This window comes from Streptomyces sp. NBC_01296 (genome assembly GCF_035984415.1).
GTDB lineage: Bacteria > Actinomycetota > Actinomycetes > Streptomycetales > Streptomycetaceae > Streptomyces.
This window is the reverse complement of the sequence record NZ_CP130720.1, coordinates 3,781,638-3,800,366: the sequence shown is the minus strand read 5'-3', so window position 1 is coordinate 3,800,366 and position 18,729 is coordinate 3,781,638. Positions and strand designations below refer to the sequence as shown.

The 18,729-nt window shown below is 66.1% G+C and carries 32 protein-coding genes; all 32 read left to right on the top strand.

Going from position 1 to position 18,729, the window contains the following annotated elements; genetic code table 11:
- Positions 1-2 precede the first annotated feature (2 nt).
- A complete protein-coding gene (locus OG299_RS16925) occupies positions 3-1,133 on the top strand; it encodes a hypothetical protein (RefSeq protein WP_327361903.1) in 1,131 nt (376 codons plus the stop codon).
- A 512-nt stretch (positions 1,134-1,645) separates the two neighbouring features.
- Complete coding sequence (gene rpsJ / locus OG299_RS16920) at positions 1,646-1,954, top strand: 30S ribosomal protein S10 (RefSeq protein WP_003948644.1); 309 nt, start codon at positions 1,646-1,648, stop codon at positions 1,952-1,954.
- Positions 1,955-1,968: 14 nt separating this feature from the next.
- A complete protein-coding gene (gene rplC / locus OG299_RS16915; RefSeq protein WP_008739720.1) occupies positions 1,969-2,613 on the top strand; it encodes a 50S ribosomal protein L3 in 645 nt (214 codons plus the stop codon).
- A 4-nt stretch (positions 2,614-2,617) separates the two neighbouring features.
- Positions 2,618-3,268 carry a 50S ribosomal protein L4 gene (rplD, locus tag OG299_RS16910; protein WP_266626439.1) on the top strand — a complete coding sequence of 217 codons (651 nt, stop codon included), beginning with the start codon at positions 2,618-2,620 and terminating at the stop codon, positions 3,266-3,268.
- Positions 3,268-3,591, top strand: coding sequence for a 50S ribosomal protein L23 (gene rplW / locus OG299_RS16905; protein ID WP_030154694.1), 324 nt, complete (start codon positions 3,268-3,270; stop codon positions 3,589-3,591). Before rplD ends, rplW begins: the two co-directional genes overlap by 1 nt.
- Before the next feature lie 39 nt (positions 3,592-3,630).
- Positions 3,631-4,467, top strand: coding sequence for a 50S ribosomal protein L2 (gene rplB / locus OG299_RS16900; RefSeq protein WP_008739715.1), 837 nt, complete (start codon positions 3,631-3,633; stop codon positions 4,465-4,467).
- Positions 4,468-4,479: 12 nt separating this feature from the next.
- The gene (gene rpsS, locus OG299_RS16895) at positions 4,480-4,761 is read left to right on the top strand and encodes a 30S ribosomal protein S19 (protein ID WP_008739713.1); all 282 of its coding nucleotides are present in this window, start codon (positions 4,480-4,482) and stop codon (positions 4,759-4,761) included.
- 43 nt (positions 4,762-4,804) lie between these two features.
- Entirely contained in the window at positions 4,805-5,152 is a 348-nt protein-coding gene (gene rplV / locus OG299_RS16890) for a 50S ribosomal protein L22 (protein WP_037792011.1), read from the top strand.
- On the top strand, positions 5,152-5,994 hold the full coding sequence (gene rpsC, locus OG299_RS16885; protein WP_266626437.1) for a 30S ribosomal protein S3: 843 nt from the start codon (positions 5,152-5,154) through the stop codon (positions 5,992-5,994). The genes rplV and rpsC overlap by 1 nt, the downstream gene beginning before the upstream one ends.
- 5 nt (positions 5,995-5,999) lie before the next feature.
- The gene (gene rplP / locus OG299_RS16880) at positions 6,000-6,419 is read left to right on the top strand and encodes a 50S ribosomal protein L16 (RefSeq protein ID WP_112447745.1); all 420 of its coding nucleotides are present in this window, start codon (positions 6,000-6,002) and stop codon (positions 6,417-6,419) included.
- The gene (gene rpmC / locus OG299_RS16875; protein ID WP_008739703.1) at positions 6,419-6,643 is read left to right on the top strand and encodes a 50S ribosomal protein L29; all 225 of its coding nucleotides are present in this window, start codon (positions 6,419-6,421) and stop codon (positions 6,641-6,643) included. Before rplP ends, rpmC begins: the two co-directional genes overlap by 1 nt.
- Positions 6,643-6,924: a 30S ribosomal protein S17 gene (gene rpsQ, locus OG299_RS16870; protein WP_030026328.1), complete on the top strand. Its 282-nt coding sequence runs from the start codon at positions 6,643-6,645 to the stop codon at positions 6,922-6,924. Before rpmC ends, rpsQ begins: the two co-directional genes overlap by 1 nt.
- Positions 6,925-7,025: 101 nt before the next feature.
- Positions 7,026-7,394, top strand: a complete 369-nt coding sequence (gene rplN, locus OG299_RS16865; protein ID WP_008739701.1) for a 50S ribosomal protein L14 — start codon at positions 7,026-7,028, stop codon at positions 7,392-7,394.
- Positions 7,395-7,396: 2 nt separating this feature from the next.
- Positions 7,397-7,720 carry a 50S ribosomal protein L24 gene (rplX, locus tag OG299_RS16860; RefSeq protein WP_266626434.1) on the top strand — a complete coding sequence of 108 codons (324 nt, stop codon included), beginning with the start codon at positions 7,397-7,399 and terminating at the stop codon, positions 7,718-7,720.
- A complete protein-coding gene (gene rplE, locus OG299_RS16855; protein WP_030154702.1) occupies positions 7,720-8,271 on the top strand; it encodes a 50S ribosomal protein L5 in 552 nt (183 codons plus the stop codon). The genes rplX and rplE overlap by 1 nt, the downstream gene beginning before the upstream one ends.
- A 5-nt stretch (positions 8,272-8,276) precedes the next feature.
- Entirely contained in the window at positions 8,277-8,462 is a 186-nt protein-coding gene (locus tag OG299_RS16850) for a type Z 30S ribosomal protein S14 (protein WP_003956452.1), read from the top strand.
- Positions 8,463-8,685: 223 nt separating this feature from the next.
- The gene (rpsH, locus tag OG299_RS16845) at positions 8,686-9,084 is read left to right on the top strand and encodes a 30S ribosomal protein S8 (protein WP_007265911.1); all 399 of its coding nucleotides are present in this window, start codon (positions 8,686-8,688) and stop codon (positions 9,082-9,084) included.
- A 20-nt stretch (positions 9,085-9,104) separates the two neighbouring features.
- Positions 9,105-9,644: a 50S ribosomal protein L6 gene (rplF, locus tag OG299_RS16840; protein WP_266626432.1), complete on the top strand. Its 540-nt coding sequence runs from the start codon at positions 9,105-9,107 to the stop codon at positions 9,642-9,644.
- 2 nt (positions 9,645-9,646) lie between these two features.
- Positions 9,647-10,030, top strand: coding sequence for a 50S ribosomal protein L18 (gene rplR, locus OG299_RS16835; protein WP_008739696.1), 384 nt, complete (start codon positions 9,647-9,649; stop codon positions 10,028-10,030).
- Between the two features lie 45 nt (positions 10,031-10,075).
- A complete protein-coding gene (gene rpsE / locus OG299_RS16830; RefSeq protein WP_073912880.1) occupies positions 10,076-10,678 on the top strand; it encodes a 30S ribosomal protein S5 in 603 nt (200 codons plus the stop codon).
- Entirely contained in the window at positions 10,678-10,860 is a 183-nt protein-coding gene (rpmD, locus tag OG299_RS16825; RefSeq protein WP_053682614.1) for a 50S ribosomal protein L30, read from the top strand. The genes rpsE and rpmD overlap by 1 nt, the downstream gene beginning before the upstream one ends.
- A 2-nt stretch (positions 10,861-10,862) precedes the next feature.
- Complete coding sequence (gene rplO / locus OG299_RS16820; RefSeq protein ID WP_030154704.1) at positions 10,863-11,318, top strand: 50S ribosomal protein L15; 456 nt, start codon at positions 10,863-10,865, stop codon at positions 11,316-11,318.
- Between the two features lie 187 nt (positions 11,319-11,505).
- Entirely contained in the window at positions 11,506-12,819 is a 1,314-nt protein-coding gene (gene secY / locus OG299_RS16815) for a preprotein translocase subunit SecY (RefSeq protein WP_266626430.1), read from the top strand.
- Positions 12,819-13,466, top strand: coding sequence for an adenylate kinase (locus tag OG299_RS16810; protein WP_266626428.1), 648 nt, complete (start codon positions 12,819-12,821; stop codon positions 13,464-13,466). The genes secY and OG299_RS16810 overlap by 1 nt, the downstream gene beginning before the upstream one ends.
- A gap of 102 nt (positions 13,467-13,568) precedes the next feature.
- Positions 13,569-14,420, top strand: coding sequence for a type I methionyl aminopeptidase (map, locus tag OG299_RS16805; protein ID WP_266626426.1), 852 nt, complete (start codon positions 13,569-13,571; stop codon positions 14,418-14,420).
- A 140-nt stretch (positions 14,421-14,560) separates the two neighbouring features.
- Positions 14,561-14,782 (top strand): translation initiation factor IF-1, encoded by a 222-nt coding sequence (gene infA, locus OG299_RS16800; RefSeq protein ID WP_003956442.1) that lies wholly within the window; start codon positions 14,561-14,563, stop codon positions 14,780-14,782.
- A gap of 74 nt (positions 14,783-14,856) precedes the next feature.
- Positions 14,857-14,970 (top strand): 50S ribosomal protein L36, encoded by a 114-nt coding sequence (gene rpmJ / locus OG299_RS16795; protein WP_003956441.1) that lies wholly within the window; start codon positions 14,857-14,859, stop codon positions 14,968-14,970.
- A 199-nt stretch (positions 14,971-15,169) separates the two neighbouring features.
- A complete protein-coding gene (gene rpsM, locus OG299_RS16790) occupies positions 15,170-15,550 on the top strand; it encodes a 30S ribosomal protein S13 (protein WP_069921529.1) in 381 nt (126 codons plus the stop codon).
- Between the two features lie 54 nt (positions 15,551-15,604).
- The gene (rpsK, locus tag OG299_RS16785; protein ID WP_003956432.1) at positions 15,605-16,009 is read left to right on the top strand and encodes a 30S ribosomal protein S11; all 405 of its coding nucleotides are present in this window, start codon (positions 15,605-15,607) and stop codon (positions 16,007-16,009) included.
- A gap of 137 nt (positions 16,010-16,146) precedes the next feature.
- Positions 16,147-17,169 (top strand): DNA-directed RNA polymerase subunit alpha, encoded by a 1,023-nt coding sequence (locus OG299_RS16780; protein ID WP_008739666.1) that lies wholly within the window; start codon positions 16,147-16,149, stop codon positions 17,167-17,169.
- A gap of 84 nt (positions 17,170-17,253) precedes the next feature.
- Positions 17,254-17,715 carry a 50S ribosomal protein L17 gene (gene rplQ / locus OG299_RS16775; protein WP_030154710.1) on the top strand — a complete coding sequence of 154 codons (462 nt, stop codon included), beginning with the start codon at positions 17,254-17,256 and terminating at the stop codon, positions 17,713-17,715.
- A 112-nt stretch (positions 17,716-17,827) separates the two neighbouring features.
- On the top strand, positions 17,828-18,679 hold the full coding sequence (gene truA, locus OG299_RS16770) for a tRNA pseudouridine(38-40) synthase TruA (RefSeq protein ID WP_266626424.1): 852 nt from the start codon (positions 17,828-17,830) through the stop codon (positions 18,677-18,679).
- Positions 18,680-18,729 lie beyond the last annotated feature (50 nt).

Genomic DNA, 18,729 nt, shown 5'->3' with positions numbered 1-18,729 from the left:
ACATGGGAAAGAACGACAACGACAACGACGGACCGGCGCTCTCCGACGAGGAGTGGGCCCGGTTCATGGAGCAGGCCCAGGCGGACGCCGGCCGGGCCCCCCGGGAGCCGTCCGCCCGGGCGCGCATGGTCACCGCGAGGCTGCAGGGCGAGTCCGCCGAGCCGCCCGGCTGGCGCACCGGTCCGGCCTGGCAGGAGCGGGAAGGCCGGGAGAGGGGCAAGCGCAGGCTCAAGGCCGCCGGGGCGATCGTGTTCATCGCGGCCCTCGCGCTGATCGCCGTCCGCCCGGAGCTGGTCATCGACAAGGTCACCGGCAAGGCCGACCGGAACGACAAGGCCCGTGGGCCGCTGCCCGCCGAGACCGCCCGGCCCAGCGCCCCGCCCTCGGCCGTCGACCCGGACCGGCCGACCCTCAAGGAACCCTTCAAGGGGTCCCCGGCCCTGCAGTGGGCCGACGGGGCGGCCGGGATCGAGGTCCCGGCGGCCGAGGCCGTCGGCGGGATGAGCAAGGCGCAGGTCGCCGACGCGCTGGAGAAGGCCAAGCAGTTCCTGGTCGCGGCCAACCTGGACCCGGCGACCCTGCGCGGGGAGCGGCCCGCGGCGGCGCTGGCGCTGCTCGACCCGAAGCTCGAGGAGCAGATGGACCGCCTGGAGGAGTCGCTGACGGCTCCGACGAAGGAGCACGACCCGCTGCACCTGTTCAGCAGGGTCAAGCCGGCCGAGCTGAAGCCCGTGGGCGACGTGGTCAAGGTCCGCGGCCGGATGTGGGTGGAGCCCGGCAAGGAGGCCGGTCAGGCCAACGTGCTGGCCGACTACACCTTCGTCCACCCGTTCGTGAAGGCGAAGCCGGGCGCCGAGCAGGTGGAACGCACCGTCGTGCGGCGCGAGATCACCTTCTCGATCGCCGACCCGGGCAAGTGGCAGGCCACCGCGGGCAAGCTCTGGCTCGAGAAGTTCAACGTCGACCTCGCCAACAGCGCCTGCAACGTCTACGACGGATTCCTGCACCCCGTCTTCGACGAGGACACGCCGACCGGGCCCGCTCCCTCCGGGACGCCCGTGGACCCGTACGACCGCAGCAAGACCATGGATACCGGCGGCCAGGAGGGCTGCGGCACCGTTTCGCGTACCTGAGCGAGGGCGGCGGAAAGGTTTCCGAGGCCGGTGGGCGGGCCCGGGCGGACCCCAAGGGGCGCCCGGGCAACCCCACTGCACGGCGCAGTTTGACCGATCACCGTGGAGGGGTATTCTCTTCGGCCCGATTGGCGCAGTACGTGTCTTGTATGGCAGACTAATCAAGTTGCTCGGCTGAGTGCCGATGCTGCGCGCCTCCCGCCGGGAGGACCGGAAGCGAGTCCCACAGTACTCGTCGCCTTTACCTGCCTCTCGGGGCAGCAATGGGGCGGACGTACGGGAATCTTCTGGGAAGCGTCAGCACGGTATCGGCCAGGCACTCGGTGGGTGTTTCTCCCCCGAAGCGCGGTCCTGGGACCGCACCCCCTTGGACGAGGGAATTTCCGTATGGGAATTTTCTGTGGAGGGAGTGCGACACGCCCGACCGCGTGGGTCGGAGAGAAGCGGTGGAGAGATCCACAGCCGACCGAGAGCCAGAGCGTTTCCACAACAGACAGGACTACGGAGTAGCCATGGCGGGACAGAAGATCCGCATCCGGCTCAAGGCCTACGACCACGAGGTCATCGACTCCTCGGCGAAGAAGATCGTCGAGACGGTGACCCGCACTGGTGCGTCGGTCGCAGGCCCGGTGCCGCTGCCCACTGAGAAGAACGTGTACTGCGTCATCAAGTCGCCGCACAAGTACAAGGACTCGCGCGAGCACTTCGAGATGCGCACGCACAAGCGCCTGATCGACATCCTCGACCCGACGCCCAAGACCGTTGACTCGCTGATGCGCCTGGACCTTCCGGCCGGCGTTGACATCGAGATCAAGCTCTGAGAGGCGTCGAGAAGATGGCAAAGCAGATCAAGGGCGTCCTGGGCGAGAAGCTCGGCATGACCCAGGTCTGGGACGAGAACAACCGTGTCGTCCCGGTGACCGTTGTCAAGGCCGGGCCCTGCGTCGTTACCCAGGTCCGTACGAACGACATCGACGGCTACGAGTCGGTCCAGATCGCCTTCGGCGAGATCGACCCGCGCAAGGTGAACAAGCCCCTCAAGGGCCACTTCGCCAAGGCCGACGTGACCCCGCGCCGCCACCTGGTGGAGCTCCGCACCTCCGACGCCAGCGAGTACACGCTCGGCCAGGAGATCACCGCCCAGGTGTTCGAGTCCGGCGTCAAGGTTGACGTCACGGGCAACAGCAAGGGCAAGGGCTTCGCCGGTGTCATGAAGCGGCACAACTTCCGGGGCCTCGGCGCCGGTCACGGTGTGCAGCGCAAGCACCGCTCCCCCGGTTCGATCGGTGGCTGCGCCACCCCTGGGCGTGTCTTCAAGGGCATGCGCATGGCTGGTCGTATGGGCAACGAGCGCGTCACCACCCAGAACCTGACCATCCACGCGGTTGACGCGGAGAAGGGTCTGCTCCTCATCAAGGGCGCAGTCCCCGGTCCGAACGGCGGCCTCGTCCTGGTCCGTACCGCGGCCAAGGGGGCTTGAGGTAATGAGCACCATTGACATCCTTTCGCCGGCAGGCGACAAGGCCGGTACCGTCGAGCTCCCCGCGGAGATCTTCGACGCGAAGACCAGCGTTCCGCTGATCCACCAGGTCGTTGTCGCCCAGCTGGCTGCTGCCCGTCAGGGCACGCACAAGACCAAGCGTCGTGGCGAAGTCCGTGGTGGTGGCCGCAAGCCGTACCGCCAGAAGGGCACCGGCCGCGCGCGTCAGGGTTCGACCCGAGCCCCGCAGTTCGTCGGCGGTGGCGTTGTCCACGGCCCGCAGCCGCGTGACTACTCCCAGCGGACCCCGAAGAAGATGAAGGCCGCCGCCCTCCGCGGTGCCCTCTCGGACCGTGCGCGTCACTCCCGCATCCACGTCGTCACCGGCGTGGTCGAGGGTGCCGTCTCCACGAAGGCCGCCAAGACGCTGTTCGGCAAGATCTCGGAGCGCAAGAACCTGCTCCTGGTCGTCGAGCGCGCCGACGAGGCCGCGTGGCTGTCCGCCCGCAACCTGCCCCAGGTTCACATCCTGGAGCCGGGCCAGCTGAACACGTACGACGTGATCGTCTCTGACGACGTGGTCTTCACTCAGGCCGCTTTCGAGTCCTTCGTGTCTGGCCCCAAGGCCGATGAGACCGAAGGGAGCGACGCCTGATGTCTGAGGCGACCGTTACCAGCAAGACCTTCACTGACCCGCGCGACCTGCTGATCAAGCCGGTTGTCTCGGAGAAGAGCTACGCGCTGCTGGACGAGAACAAGTACACGTTCATCGTCGCGCCCGGCTCCAACAAGACTCAGATCAAGCAGGCCGTCGAGGCGGTCTTCGGGGTCAAGGTCACCGGGGTCAACACGATCAACCGTCAGGGTAAGCGCAAGCGCACCAAGACCGGTTTTGGCAAGCGCGCTGACACCAAGCGCGCCATCGTGACCCTCGCTGAGGGCGACCGAATCGACATCTTCGGCGGCCAGGCCTCCTAACGGAGGTCTAGTCGTCCGGAATCGGACGAGGACTGAGAAATGGGTATCCGCAAGTACAAGCCGACGACCCCGGGCCGTCGTGGCTCCAGCGTCGCCGACTTTGTCGAGATCACGCGGTCCACGCCGGAGAAGTCGCTGGTTCGCCCGCTGCACAGCAAGGGCGGCCGTAACAACACCGGTCGGATCACCGTTCGCCACCAGGGTGGTGGACACAAGCGCGCCTACCGCGTGATCGACTTCCGTCGTCACGACAAGGACGGCGTGCCGGCCAAGGTCGCGCACATCGAGTACGACCCCAACCGCACTGCGCGCATCGCGCTCCTGCACTACGCGGACGGCGAGAAGCGCTACATCATCGCGCCGAAGGCTCTGAAGCAGGGCGACCGGATTGAGAACGGCCCCACGGCCGACATCAAGCCCGGTAACAACCTGGCGCTTCGCAACATCCCGGTCGGTACCACGATCCACGCGATCGAGCTCCGTCCCGGTGGCGGCGCCAAGTTCGCGCGTTCGGCCGGTGCCTCCGTGCAGCTGCTGGCGAAGGAGGGCACGATGGCCCACCTCCGCATGCCGTCCGGCGAGATCCGTCTCGTCGACGCGCGCTGCCGCGCCACGGTCGGCGAGGTCGGCAACGCCGAGCAGTCGAACATCAACTGGGGCAAGGCCGGCCGCATGCGCTGGAAGGGCGTTCGCCCGTCCGTCCGCGGTGTCGCGATGAACCCGGTTGACCACCCGCACGGTGGTGGTGAGGGCAAGACCAGTGGTGGTCGCCACCCGGTCTCCCCGTGGGGTCAGAAGGAGGGTCGTACTCGCTCGCCGAAGAAGGCTTCGAGCAAGTACATCGTCCGCCGCCGCAAGACGAACAAGAAGCGCTAGGAGCGGGTTTAGATGCCGCGCAGTCTCAAGAAGGGGCCCTTCGTCGACGACCACCTCGTAAAGAAGGTGGACGTCCAGAACGAAGCCGGCACCAAGAACGTCATCAAGACCTGGTCCCGTCGCTCGATGATCATCCCCAGCATGCTGGGTCACACCATCGCGGTGCACAACGGCAAGACCCACGTCCCGGTGTTCGTCACCGAGTCGATGGTCGGCCACAAGCTCGGCGAGTTCTCGCCGACTCGCACCTTCCGCGGCCACGTCAAGGACGACCGGAAGTCGAAGCGCCGCTAAAGGCGGGGTGGTTACGACTATGACTTACACCGAAGGGACAACCATGGAAGCCAGGGCCCAGGCGCGGTACATCCGCGTCACGCCCATGAAGGCCCGCCGAGTGGTGGACCTTATCCGTGGCATGGATGCCACGGAGGCTCAGGCGGTCCTGCGTTTCGCCCCGCAGGCCGCGAGCGTGCCGGTCGGCAAGGTGCTGGACAGCGCCATTGCCAACGCCGCACACAACTACAACCACCCGGACGCCTCCACGCTGGTCATCAGCGAGGCGTTCGTGGACGAGGGCCCGACCCTGAAGCGGTTCCGTCCGCGTGCGCAGGGCCGTGCCTACCGGATCCGCAAGCGGACCAGCCACATCACCGTGGTCGTCAGCAGCAAGGAAGGTTCCCGGTAATGGGCCAGAAGGTAAACCCGCACGGGTTCCGGCTCGGCATCACCACCGACTTCAAGTCGCGTTGGTACGCCGACAAGCTGTACAAGGACTACGTCAAGGAAGACGTCGCCATCCGTCGGATGATGACGTCCGGCATGGAGCGCGCCGGCATCTCGAAGGTTGAGATCGAGCGCACCCGTGACCGCGTGCGTGTGGACATCCACACCGCTCGTCCGGGCATCGTCATCGGCCGCCGTGGCGCCGAGGCCGACCGCATCCGCGGTGACCTCGAGAAGCTCACGGGCAAGCAGGTCCAGCTGAACATCCTCGAGGTCAAGAACCCCGAGCTCGACGCTCAGCTGGTTGCCCAGGCCGTTGCCGAGCAGCTCTCCTCCCGCGTTTCCTTCCGTCGCGCCATGCGTAAGAGCATGCAGGGCACGATGAAGGCCGGCGCCAAGGGCATCAAGATCCAGTGTGGCGGCCGTCTCGGCGGCGCCGAGATGTCCCGCTCCGAGTTCTACCGCGAGGGTCGTGTGCCGCTGCACACGCTGCGCGCGAACGTGGACTACGGCTTCTTCGAGGCCAAGACCACCTTCGGCCGTATCGGTGTGAAGGTCTGGATCTACAAGGGCGACGTCAAGAACATCGCCGAGGTTCGCGCCGAGAACGCTGCGGCCCGTGCGGGTAACCGCCCGGCCCGTGGTGCAGCAGGCGCTGGCGACCGTCCCGCCGGCCGTGGTGGCCGTGGTGGCGAGCGCGGCGGCCGTGGTGGCCGCAAGCCGCAGCAGGCTGCTGGTGCCGAGGCCCCCAAGGCCGACGCTCCCGCCGCCGCTCCGGCCGAGAGCACCGGAACGGAGGCCTGACCAACATGCTGATCCCTCGTAGGGTCAAGCACCGCAAGCAGCACCACCCGAAGCGCAGCGGTATGGCCAAGGGCGGTACTGAGGTCTCGTTCGGTGAGTACGGCATCCAGGCGCTGACCCCGGCGTACGTGACGAACCGCCAGATCGAGGCGGCTCGTATCGCGATGACCCGCCACATCAAGCGTGGCGGCAAGGTCTGGATCAACATCTACCCGGACCGTCCGCTCACGAAGAAGCCTGCCGAGACCCGCATGGGTTCCGGTAAGGGTTCTCCCGAGTGGTGGATCGCCAACGTGCACCCGGGCCGGGTCATGTTCGAGCTGTCCTACCCGAACGAGAAGATTGCTCGTGAGGCGCTCACCCGCGCTGCTCACAAGCTTCCGATGAAGTGCCGGATTGTTCGGCGCGAGGCAGGTGAGTCGTGATGGCGACGGGAACCAAGGCGTCCGAGCTGCGTGAGCTCGGCAACGAGGAGCTCGTTGGCAAGCTGCGCGAGGCCAAGGAGGAGCTGTTCAAGCTCCGCTTCCAGGCGGCCACGGGTCAGCTGGAGAACAACGGCCGGCTCAAGTCCGTCCGTAAGGACATCGCTCGCATCTACACCCTGATGCACGAGCGTGAGCTCGGTATCGAGACGGTGGAGAGCGCCTGATGAGCGAGAAGAACGTGACTGAGACGAACGAGCGCGGCTTCCGCAAGACCCGTGAGGGTCTCGTCGTCAGCGACAAGATGGACAAGACCGTCGTCGTCGCCGTCGAGGACCGTGTGAAGCACGCGCTGTACGGCAAGGTCATCCGCCGTACGAACAAGCTCAAGGCTCACGACGAGCAGAACGCTGCCGGCGTCGGCGACCGCGTCCTCATCATGGAGACGCGTCCGCTGTCGGCGAGCAAGCGCTGGCGCATCGTCGAGATCCTCGAGAAGGCCAAGTAATCACCTGAGGGGTTTCCCTCAGGTCAGTTCCGCCAGGCTCGGCGAGGGGTTCCGGTGACGGACCCCTCGCCGGGAACCGGCAGACAAATCAGGAGATACACGTGATCCAGCAGGAGTCGCGACTGCGTATCGCCGACAACACTGGTGCCAAGGAAATCCTTTGCATCCGTGTTCTCGGTGGTTCCGGTCGCCGCTACGCGGGCATCGGTGACGTCATCGTCGCCACCGTCAAGGACGCGATCCCCGGTGGCAACGTGAAGAAGGGTGACGTCGTCAAGGCGGTCATCGTTCGCACCGTCAAGGAGCGCCGCCGCCAGGACGGCTCGTACATCCGCTTCGACGAGAACGCCGCTGTCATTCTCAAGAACGACGGCGACCCTCGTGGCACCCGTATCTTCGGCCCCGTGGGCCGTGAGCTGCGCGAGAAGAAGTTCATGAAGATCATCTCGCTCGCGCCGGAGGTGCTGTAAGCATGAAGATCAAGAAGGGCGACCTGGTTCAGGTCATCACCGGTAAGGACAAGGGCAAGCAGGGCAAGGTCATTCAGGCCATCCCTACTGAGAACCGTGTCCTCGTCGAGGGTGTCAACCGGGTCAAGAAGCACACCAAGGCCGGCCAGACCGCTGGTGGCTCGCAGACCGGTGGCATCGTGATCACCGAGGCGCCGATCCACGTCAGCAACGTTCAGCTGGTTGTGGAGAAGGACGGCCAGAAGGTCGTTACCCGCGTCGGTTTCCGCTTCGATGACGAGGGCAACAAGATCCGCGTTGCCAAGCGGACGGGTGAGGACATCTGATGGCTACCACTCCGCGTCTCAAGACGAAGTACCGCGAGGACATCGCGGGCAAGCTGCGTGAAGAGTTCTCGTACGAGAACGTCATGCAGATCCCCGGCCTCGTGAAGATCGTGGTCAACATGGGTGTGGGCGACGCCGCCCGCGACTCCAAGCTGATCGACGGCGCCATCCGCGACCTGACGACGATCACCGGTCAGAAGCCGGCCGTCACGAAGGCCCGCAAGTCCATCGCGCAGTTCAAGCTGCGTGAGGGTCAGCCGATCGGCTGCCACGTCACCCTCCGTGGTGACCGCATGTGGGAGTTCCTGGACCGTACGCTGTCGCTCGCGCTGCCGCGTATCCGTGACTTCCGTGGTCTGTCGCCGAAGCAGTTCGACGGCCGTGGCAACTACACCTTCGGTCTCACGGAGCAGGTCATGTTCCACGAGATCGACCAGGACAAGATCGACCGTACCCGGGGTATGGACATCACCGTGGTCACCACGGCGACCAACGACGCTGAGGGCCGCGCGCTCCTTCGTCACCTCGGCTTCCCCTTCAAGGAGGCGTAAGCGAGATGGCGAAGAAGGCTCTCATCGCGAAGGCTGCCCGCAAGCCCAAGTTCGGTGTGCGTGCGTACACCCGCTGCCAGCGCTGCGGTCGTCCCCACTCCGTGTACCGCAAGTTCGGCCTGTGCCGCGTCTGCCTTCGTGAGATGGCTCACCGTGGCGAGCTGCCGGGCGTGACCAAGAGCTCCTGGTAATTCCCTTCCGTCCGCAAGGACTTGGGAAGTACCAGAGACTCTCGGTAAGCATCTGGTCGGTGGGTGCCCTCCTCCGCATGCCGTAGGCTTGTGGGGTTGGGCGTCCGCCGTCCATAACGACTTACTACGCCGTAGGTCCCCGCACCGCACCCGTCCCGCCACTGAGTGGGGAGAGGGATGGCGCATACAGGAAACCCCGGCGAGAGAGGCCGAAGGCCACTTCATGACCATGACTGACCCGATCGCAGACATGCTGACCCGTCTGCGTAACGCTAACTCGGCGTACCACGACACCGTCGTGATGCCGCACAGCAAGATCAAGTCGCACATCGCAGAGATCCTCAAGCAGGAGGGTTTCATCACCGGCTGGAAGGTCGAGGACGCCGAGGTCGGCAAGAACCTCGTCCTCGAGCTGAAGTTCGGGCCGAACCGTGAGCGCTCCATTGCGGGCATCAAGCGGATCTCGAAGCCCGGTCTGCGCGTGTACGCGAAGTCCACCAACCTGCCGAAGGTGCTCGGCGGCCTGGGCGTGGCGATCATCTCCACGTCCCACGGTCTCCTCACCGGCCAGCAGGCAGGCAAGAAGGGCGTAGGTGGGGAAGTCCTCGCCTACGTCTGGTAGTCGGGAACGGAGGAAAAGCAATGTCGCGAATCGGCAAGCTCCCCATCCAGGTTCCCGCCGGTGTGGACGTCACCATCGATGGCCGCACGGTCGCGGTGAAGGGCCCCAAGGGTCTCCTCTCGCACACCGTCGCTGCGCCGATCGAGATCGTCAAGGGTGAGGACGGCGTTCTGAACGTCACCCGCCCCAACGACGAGCGTCAGAACAAGGCCCTGCACGGCCTGTCCCGCACGCTGGTGGCGAACATGATCACCGGCGTGACCACGGGATACGTCAAGGCTCTCGAGATCAGCGGTGTCGGTTACCGCGTCGCCGCGAAGGGCTCCAACCTGGAGTTCCAGCTTGGTTACAGCCACCCGATCCTGATCGAGGCGCCCGAGGGCATCTCCTTCAAGGTCGAGTCGCCCACCAAGTTCACGGTCGAGGGCATCGACAAGCAGAAGGTCGGCGAGGTCGCCGCCAACATCCGCAAGCTGCGGAAGCCCGACCCGTACAAGGCCAAGGGTGTCAAGTACGCCGGCGAAGTCATCCGCCGCAAGGTCGGAAAGGCTGGTAAGTAGCCATGGCATACGGTGTGAAGATCGCCAAGGGCGACGCGTACAAGCGCGCTGCCAAGGCTCGCCGCCACATCCGCATTCGCAAGAACGTGTCGGGTACGGCGGAGCGTCCGCGCCTCGTCGTGACGCGTTCCAACCGCAACATCGTTGCTCAGGTCATCGACGACCTCCAGGGTCACACCCTGGCGTCCGCGTCGACCCTGGACACCTCGATCCGCGGTGGCGAAGGCGACAAGAGCGCCCAGGCCCAGGCCGTCGGCGCGCTCGTGGCCGAGCGTGCGAAGGCTGCCGGCGTCGAGACCGTTGTCTTTGACCGCGGTGGCAACCGATACGCCGGGCGCATTGCCGCTCTGGCTGACGCCGCCCGCGAAGCCGGGCTGAAGTTCTAAGCCCCGGTTCCGGGACTCACGGACGTAACAGAGAGAGGTAATCCAATGGCTGGACCCCAGCGCCGCGGAAGCGGTGCCGGTGGCGGCGAGCGGCGGGACCGGAAGGGTCGCGACGGTGGCCCTGCCGCCGAGAAGACCGCTTACGTTGAGCGCGTTGTCGCGATCAACCGCGTCGCCAAGGTTGTCAAGGGTGGTCGCCGCTTCAGCTTCACCGCGCTGGTCGTGGTGGGCGACGGTGACGGCACTGTAGGTGTCGGTTACGGCAAGGCCAAGGAAGTTCCCGCGGCCATCGCCAAGGGCGTCGAGGAAGCCAAGAAGAGCTTCTTCAAGGTCCCGCGTATCCAGGGCACCATTCCTCACCCGATCACGGGCGAGCGTGCTGCGGGCGTCGTGCTGCTGAAGCCGGCTTCCCCCGGTACCGGTGTTATCGCCGGTGGCCCGGTGCGCGCCGTTCTGGAGTGCGCCGGCGTTCACGACATCCTGTCGAAGTCGCTCGGCTCTTCCAACGCGATCAACATCGTGCACGCGACCGTGGCGGCCCTCAAGGGCCTGCAGCGTCCCGAGGAGATCGCGGCTCGCCGTGGTCTGCCCCTCGAGGACGTCGCCCCCGCGGCTCTCCTTCGTGCACGTGCCGGGGCGGGTGCGTAATGGCTCGCCTCAAGATCACGCAGACGAAGTCGTACATCGGCAGCAAGCAGAACCACCGCGACACGCTGCGTTCGCTCGGGCTCAAGCGCCTGAACGACGTCGTCGTCAAGGAGGACCGCCCCGAGTTCCGCGGAATGGTGCAGACCGTCCGCCACCTCGTGACGGTTGAGGAGGTTGACTAATCATGGCTGAGAACAGCCCGCTGAAGGCCCACAACCTCCGTCCCGCCCCCGGTGCCAAGACCGCGAAGACCCGTGTCGGTCGTGGTGAGGCGTCGAAGGGTAAGACGGCCGGTCGTGGTACGAAGGGCCAGAAGGCCCGTTACCAGATCCCGCAGCGCTTCGAGGGTGGGCAGATGCCCCTCCACATGCGCCTGCCGAAGCTCAAGGGCTTCAAGAACCCGTTCCGCACCGAGTTCCAGGTCGTGAACCTGGACAAGCTCGGCGCTCTCTACCCCGAGGGTGGAGAGGTCACGGTGGCCGACCTGGTCGCCAAGGGCGCGGTTCGCAAGAACAGCCTCGTCAAGGTCCTGGGCCAGGGCGAGATCTCCGTGGCGCTGACGGTTTCGGTTGACGCCGTTTCCGCCTCCGCCAAGGAGAAGATTGCCGCTGCCGGCGGCACCGTCACCGAGCTTGTCTAAGACAAACTCTTGTGACAAATAGCTAGAAACCCGACCGGGGATGCCTCACATATGGGGCATCCCCGGTTGGTCGTTCCACGGGGGGCGCAGTCGCCGGTAAGGTGGCCTGCACCTTTGCTTGTACGTATTCACCGATCCCTCAGACCGTCACCTCTGACGCAGTAGCGCGGGGGTCGCAGGAGGCACCGTGCTCACCGCGTTCGCCCGGGCGTTCAAGACGCCCGACCTGCGCAAGAAGCTGCTCTTCACGCTCGGCATCATCATGCTGTTCCGGCTCGGGTCCCACATCCCGGTACCCGGCGTGAGCTACAAGAACGTTCAGATCTGTGTCGACCAGGCCGGAAGCAGCAACAGCCTCTTCGGTCTCGTCAACATGTTCAGCGGCGGTGCGCTGCTGCAGATCACGATCTTCGCGCTCGGCATCATGCCGTACATCACGGCGAGCATCATCCTGCAGCTGCTGACCGTGGTCATCCCGAAGCTGGAGAACCTCAAAAAAGAGGGTCAGTCCGGCACGGCGAAGATCACTCAGTACACGCGCTATCTGACGGTCGCACTCGCGATCCTGCAGGGCACCGGCCTCGTCGCCACTGCCCGCACTGGTGCCCTGTTCCAGGGCTGCCAGGTCGCCAGCCAGATCGTCCCGAACCGGTCGATCTTCACCACCATCGTCATGGTCATCACGATGACCGCGGGTACCTGCGTCGTCATGTGGCTCGGTGAGCTCGTGACCGACCGCGGCATCGGCAACGGCATGTCGATCCTGATGTTCATCTCCATCGCCGCCGGCTTCATGGGCGCCCTGTGGCAGATCAAGCTCCAGGGCAAGATCGCCGACGGCTGGGTCGAGTTCGGCGTGGTCATCCTCGTCGGCCTGGCCATGGTCGCCCTGGTGGTCTTCGTCGAGCAGGCGCAGCGGCGGATTCCGGTCCAGTACGCGAAGCGCATGATCGGCCGCCGTGCGTACGGGGGCACCTCGACGTACATCCCGCTCAAGGTGAACCAGGCCGGTGTCATCCCGGTCATCTTCGCCTCGTCGCTCCTGTACATCCCGGCGCTGATCGTGCAGTTCAGCGGTTCGACCGCCGGCTGGGCCACCTGGATCCAGAAGCACTTCGTCAAGGGCGACCACCCGTACTACATCGCCGCCTACTTCCTCCTGATCGTCTTCTTCGCGTTCTTCTACGTGGCGATTTCGTTCAACCCCGAGGAAGTTGCAGACAACATGAAGAAGTATGGTGGGTTCATCCCGGGTATCCGTGCCGGTCGACCCACCGCCGAGTACCTGAGCTACGTGCTCAACCGGATCACCTGGCCGGGGTCGCTGTACCTGGGTCTCATCGCTCTTGTGCCGACGATGGCGTTGGCCGGCTTCGGAGCGAACCAGAACTTCCCGTTCGGCGGGACGAGCATCCTCATCATCGTGGGTGTGGGTCTGGAAACCGTGAAGCAGATCGAGAGCCAGCTCCAGCAGCGCAATTACGAAGGGTTCCTCCGCTGATGCGAATCGTCCTCGTCGGACCGCCCGGTGCGGGCAAGGGAACGCAGGCCGCGTTCCTTGCGAAGAACCTGTCGATCCCGCACATCTCCACGGGCGACCTCTTCCGCGCCAACATCAGCAAGAACACCGAGCTGGGCCAGCGCGCGAAGGCGTTCATGGACGCCGGTGACCTCGTCCCCGACGAGATCACCATCGGCATGGCCAAGGACCGGATGGAGCAGCCGGACGCCGCGAACGGCTTCCTGCTGGACGGCTTCCCGCGCAACGTCTCGCAGGCCGAGGCGCTGGACGAGATGCTGCAGACGGCGGGCATGAAGCTCGACGCCGTCCTCGACCTCGAGGTCGAGGAGGACGAGGTGGTCAAGCGCATCGCCGGCCGCCGGATCTGCCGCAACGACTCTGCACACGTCTTCCACGTCGTGTACGCGGCGCCGAAGGCCGAGGGCGTCTGCGACTCCTGCGGTGGCGAGCTGTACCAGCGTGACGACGACTCCGAGGCCACGGTGCGCAACCGGCTCGAGGTCTACCACACGCAGACCGAGCCGATCATCGACTACTACAAGGCCCAGGGCCTGCTGGTGACCATCCCGGCCCTCGGTGAGGTCGCGGACGTCACGCAGCGCGCGATGGACGCCCTCAAGAAGTAGTACCCCTGTTTCGTGCAGTACGGCCGCGGTGTCCCCAGGACCCCGCGGCCGTACTGTTGAGACGACCTGAACACGCAGATCCGAAGGTGGAAGGCACTTCCCATGGTCCAGATCAAGACCCCCGAGCAGATCGCGAAAATGCGAGAGGCAGGGCTGGTCGTCGCCGCGATCCACGCGGCGACCCGTGAGGCGGCCGTGCCGGGCGCCACGACGCGGGATCTGGACATGGTGGCCCGCAAGGTCATCGCGGATGCCGGGGCCAAGTCGAACTTCCTCGGCTACGGCGGCTTCCCCGCGACGATCTGCACTTCGGTCAACGAGGTCGTCGTCCACGGCATCCCGGACGACAAGACGGTCCTCAAGGACGGCGACATCATCTCGATCGACGCCGGCGCGATCGTCGACGGCTGGCACGGCGACGCCGCGTACACGGCCTTCGTGGGCACCGGTCACGCTCCGGAGCTCGTGGAGCTCTCCCGGGTGACCGAGGAGTCCATGTGGGCCGGCATCGCCGCCATGAAGCTCGGCAACCGCCTCGTGGACATCTCGAAGGCGATCGAGACGTACATCAAGCGGCAGCCCCGCCCGAGCACCGGCGACCACAGCCTCGGCAAGTTCGGGATCATCGAGGACTACGGCGGCCACGGCATCGGGTCCGAGATGCACATGGACCCCCACCTGCTGAACTACGTCTCGCGCAAGCGGGGCAAGGGCATCAAGCTGGTCCCGGGCGTCTGCCTGGCGATCGAGCCGATGGTCTCCCTGGGCACCGCCCAGACGGAGGTCCTGGCGGACGACTGGACGGTCATCACGACGGACGGCACCTGGTCCTCGCACTGGGAGCACTCCATCGCCCTGACGGAGGCCGGGCCCATCGTCCTGACCAGCCCGGACTGCGGCAAGGCGAAGCTGGCGGAGTACGGCGTGACGACGGCGCCCGACCCCCTCGGTTAATGATCTACGCTGTGGGGCAAACTTTCCGGATTCGTCTTTCTGGGTGCCCTGACGTAGACTGACTCGTCGGCTCCTTTGCACCCGCATGTCCTCATGTGAAGCAGGGAGCTGATCAAGGTAGCCGATTCGAAGGGCGAAGCGTGGCCAAGAAGCAAGGTGCCATCGAAATCGAGGGCACCGTGATCGAGTCCCTCCCGAACGCGATGTTCAAGGTGGAACTGCAGAACGGTCACAAGGTCCTCGCGCACATCAGCGGCAAGATGCGTATGCACTACATCCGCATCCTCCCGGATGACCGGGTCGTTGTGGAGCTGTCTCCGTACGACCTGACGCGTGGCCGGATCGTCTACCGATACAAGTAGATCTTGTCTTCACTCCGGCCTGGACATCTAGTCCCGGCGCGGGTGGTGGCACTGACCCGGAGAACCTCACCAACATGAAGGTCAAGCCGAGCGTCAAGAAGATCTGCGACAAGTGCAAGGTGATCCGCCGTCACGGTCGGGTCATGGTCATCTGCGACAACCTGCGCCACAAGCAGCGCCAGGGCTGACGCACGCCGACCGACCTGCACTACGCAGTTCTTCGCGCGACGTAAGAAAACGTACATACGCAGAATCCGCCCAGCCTTGAGAAGGGCCGGCGGCACCTCCGGCGGGGGCCGGGGACCCGGACGTACCACCACCCATCAGGTGTGGTCGGCGGTCGGGAGTGGTTCTGCGGAAGACCCCCGAACACACAGGAGCCATTGAATGGCACGCGTTTCCGGTGTTGACATCCCGCGCGAAAAGCGCGTGGAGATCGCACTCACCTACGTCTTCGGTGTCGGTCGCACCCGGTCCAAGGAGATCCTTGCGGCCACCGGTGTGAACCCGAACACCCGCGTTCGTGACCTGGCCGAAGAGGACCTGGTCAAGATCCGCGAGTACGTGGACGCCAACCTCCGCACCGAGGGTGACCTCCGCCGCGAGATCCAGGGCGACATCCGCCGCAAGATCGAGATCCAGTGCTACCAGGGCATCCGCCACCGTCGTGGCCTGCCGGTGCACGGCCAGCGCACCAGCACGAACGCGCGTACCCGCAAGGGCCCGCGTCGCGCGATCGCCGGTAAGAAGAAGCCGGGCAAGAAGTAGTCCTGTTCAGCGGTCTTGCGCTGTAGGACCGACCACCTCCCGTAGGAGATTTAGATGCCCCCCAAGGGTCGTCAGGGCGCTGCCAAGAAGGTGCGCCGCAAGGAAAAGAAGAACGTCGCTCATGGGCACGCCCACATCAAGAGCACGTTCAACAACACCATCGTTTCGATCACCGACCCCTCGGGCAACGTGATCTCCTGGGCCTCCGCCGGCCACGTCGGCTTCAAGGGCTCGCGCAAGTCCACCCCCTTCGCCGCGCAGATGGCCGCCGAGTCGGCCGCCCGTCGCGCGCAGGAGCACGGCATGCGCAAGGTCGACGTCTTCGTCAAGGGTCCCGGCTCCGGCCGTGAGACCGCGATCCGCTCCCTCCAGGCCACCGGCCTCGAGGTCGGCTCGATCCAGGACGTCACCCCCACCCCGCACAACGGCTGCCGCCCGCCGAAGCGCCGCCGCGTCTGACGCAGCGACGCCTGTGCGTCTTTGAGTGTCCGGGCGGTACGACCCCTTCGGGGGCCGTGCCGCCCGTACCCTTGCAGTACCCAGCAGTACATGTCGGGCGTCAAATAGTGGGCGTCCACGACTGAAGGAACACAGACATGCTTATCGCTCAGCGTCCTTCGCTGACCGAAGAGGTCGTCGACGAGTACCGCTCGCGGTTCGTGATCGAGCCGCTCGAGCCGGGCTTCGGCTACACCCTCGGCAACTCGCTGCGCCGCACGCTCCTGTCCTCGATCCCGGGTGCCGCTGTCACCAGCATCCGCGTGGACGGCGTCCTGCACGAGTTCACCACCGTGCCCGGTGTCAAGGAAGACGTCACCGACATCATCCTCAACATCAAGCAGCTGGTCGTCTCCTCGGAGCACGACGAGCCGGTCGTGATGTACCTGCGCAAGCAGGGTCCCGGCCTGGTCACCGCTGCCGACATCGCGCCCCCGGCCGGTGTCGAGGTGCACAACCCGGACCTGGTCCTCGCCACGCTCAACGGCAAGGGCAAGCTGGAGATGGAGCTGACCGTCGAGCGCGGTCGCGGCTACGTCTCCGCCGTCCAGAACAAGCAGCTGGGCCAGGAGATCGGTCGCATCCCGATCGACTCCATCTACAGCCCGGTCCTCAAGGTCACCTACAAGGTCGAGGCGACCCGAGTCGAGCAGCGCACCGACTTCGACAAGCTGATCGTCGACGTCGAGACCAAGCAGGCCATGCGCCCGCGTGACGCCATGGCGTCCGCCGGCAAGACCCTGGTCGAGCTGTTCGGTCTGGCCCGCGAGCTCAACATCGACGCCGAGGGCATCGACATGGGCCCGTCCCCGACGGACGCCGCCCTGGCCGCCGATCTGGCGCTGCCGATCGAGGAGCTCGAGCTCACCGTTCGGTCGTACAACTGCCTCAAGCGCGAGGGCATCCACTCCGTGGGTGAGCTCGTCGCCCGCTCCGAGGCCGACCTGCTCGACATCCGCAACTTCGGTGCGAAGTCGATCGACGAGGTCAAGGCGAAGCTGGCCGGCATGGGCCTGGCCCTCAAGGACAGCCCGCCCGGATTCGACCCGACCGCCGCCGCCGACGCCTTCGGCGCCGACGACGACGCGGACGCCGGTTTCGTCGAGACCGAGCAGTACTAAGAAAAGACTTTCCCGGGGCAGCCGCCCCGGGGGAACTGACACCGGTACCTGACACGGCCGGTGCAGATATGAAGGAGTAACACCATGCCGCGTCCCGCAAAGGGTGCCCGTCTGGGCGGCAGCGCCGCGCACGAGAAGCACCTTCTCGCGAACCTCGCGAAGGCGCTCTTCGAGCACGGCCGCATCACCACCACCGAGGCCAAGGCCCGTCGCCTGCGTCCCTACGCCGAGCGTCTGGTCACCAAGGCCAAGAAGGGCGACATCCACAACCGTCGCCTGGTGCTGCAGACGATCACGGACAAGAGCATCGTGCACACGCTGTTCACCGAGATCGCCCCGCGCTACGAGAACCGCCCCGGTGGTTACACGCGCATCACCAAGATCGGCAACCGTCGTGGCGACAACGCCCCGATGGCCGTGATCGAGCTGGTCGAGGCCCTTACGGTCGCCCAGCAGGCCACCGGTGAGGCCGAGGCCGCCACCAAGCGTGCGGTCAAGGAGGCGGAGGCTGTCGAGACCCCCGCCGAGGAGACCAAGGAGGCCTGATCCCGCTTCGGGATCGAGCTTGCTTGATCGGCTCTGAACGGGCCCGCCCCTTCCCGGGGCGGGCCCGTTCTGCGTTTCCTGACGTTCTTGAGCTTCTGAGAGGATCTGTCGCGTGAGTGACGAGGTGGAGCCCGGGCACGTCCGGGTACGGCTGGACCTGTCGTACGACGGGAAGGACTTCTCCGGCTGGGCGAAGCAGCGCGTGCTGCGGACCGTGCAGGGCGAGCTGGAGTCGGCCCTGCAGACCGTGATGCGGCTGCCGGACCCGGTCGAGCTGACCGTGGCCGGGCGGACCGACGCGGGCGTGCACGCCCGCGGGCAGGTCGCCCAGTTCGACCTGGCCGAGGAGGTGTGGGCCGAGCACCACGACAAGCTGCTGCGCCGCCTCGCCGGCCGGCTGCCGCACGACGTACGGGTGTGGAAGGCCGCCGAGGCCCCCGAGGGCTTCAACGCGCGCTTCTCCGCCATCTGGCGGCGCTACGCGTACCGCGTCGGCGACCACCAGGGCGGCGTCGACCCGCTGCGCCGCGGGCACGTGCTGTGGCACCAGTGGCCCCTGGACGTGGACGCCATGAACGAGGCCGCCGCCCCGCTGCTCGGCGAGCACGACTTCGCCGCGTACTGCAAGAAGCGCGAGGGCGCCACGACCATCCGCACCCTCCAGCAGCTCAGCTGGGAGCGCGCCGAGGACGGGATCATCACGGCGACCGTCCGCGCCGACGCCTTCTGCCACAACATGGTCCGCTCGCTGGTCGGCGCCCTGCTGCACGTCGGGGACGGGCACCGGCCGACCGACTGGCCCGGCAAGGTCCTGCGGGCCGCCGTACGGGACTCCTCGGTGCACGTCGTGAAGCCGCACGGGCTCACCCTGGAGGAGGTCGGCTACCCGGCGGACGAGCTGCTGGCCGCCCGCAGCAAGGAAGCGCGCAACATGCGCACCCTCCCGGGCGCCGGCTGCTGCTGACCGGCTGCTTATCCGTTTGGGCGGATCGGCGCCGGGCCTGGACAATGCCC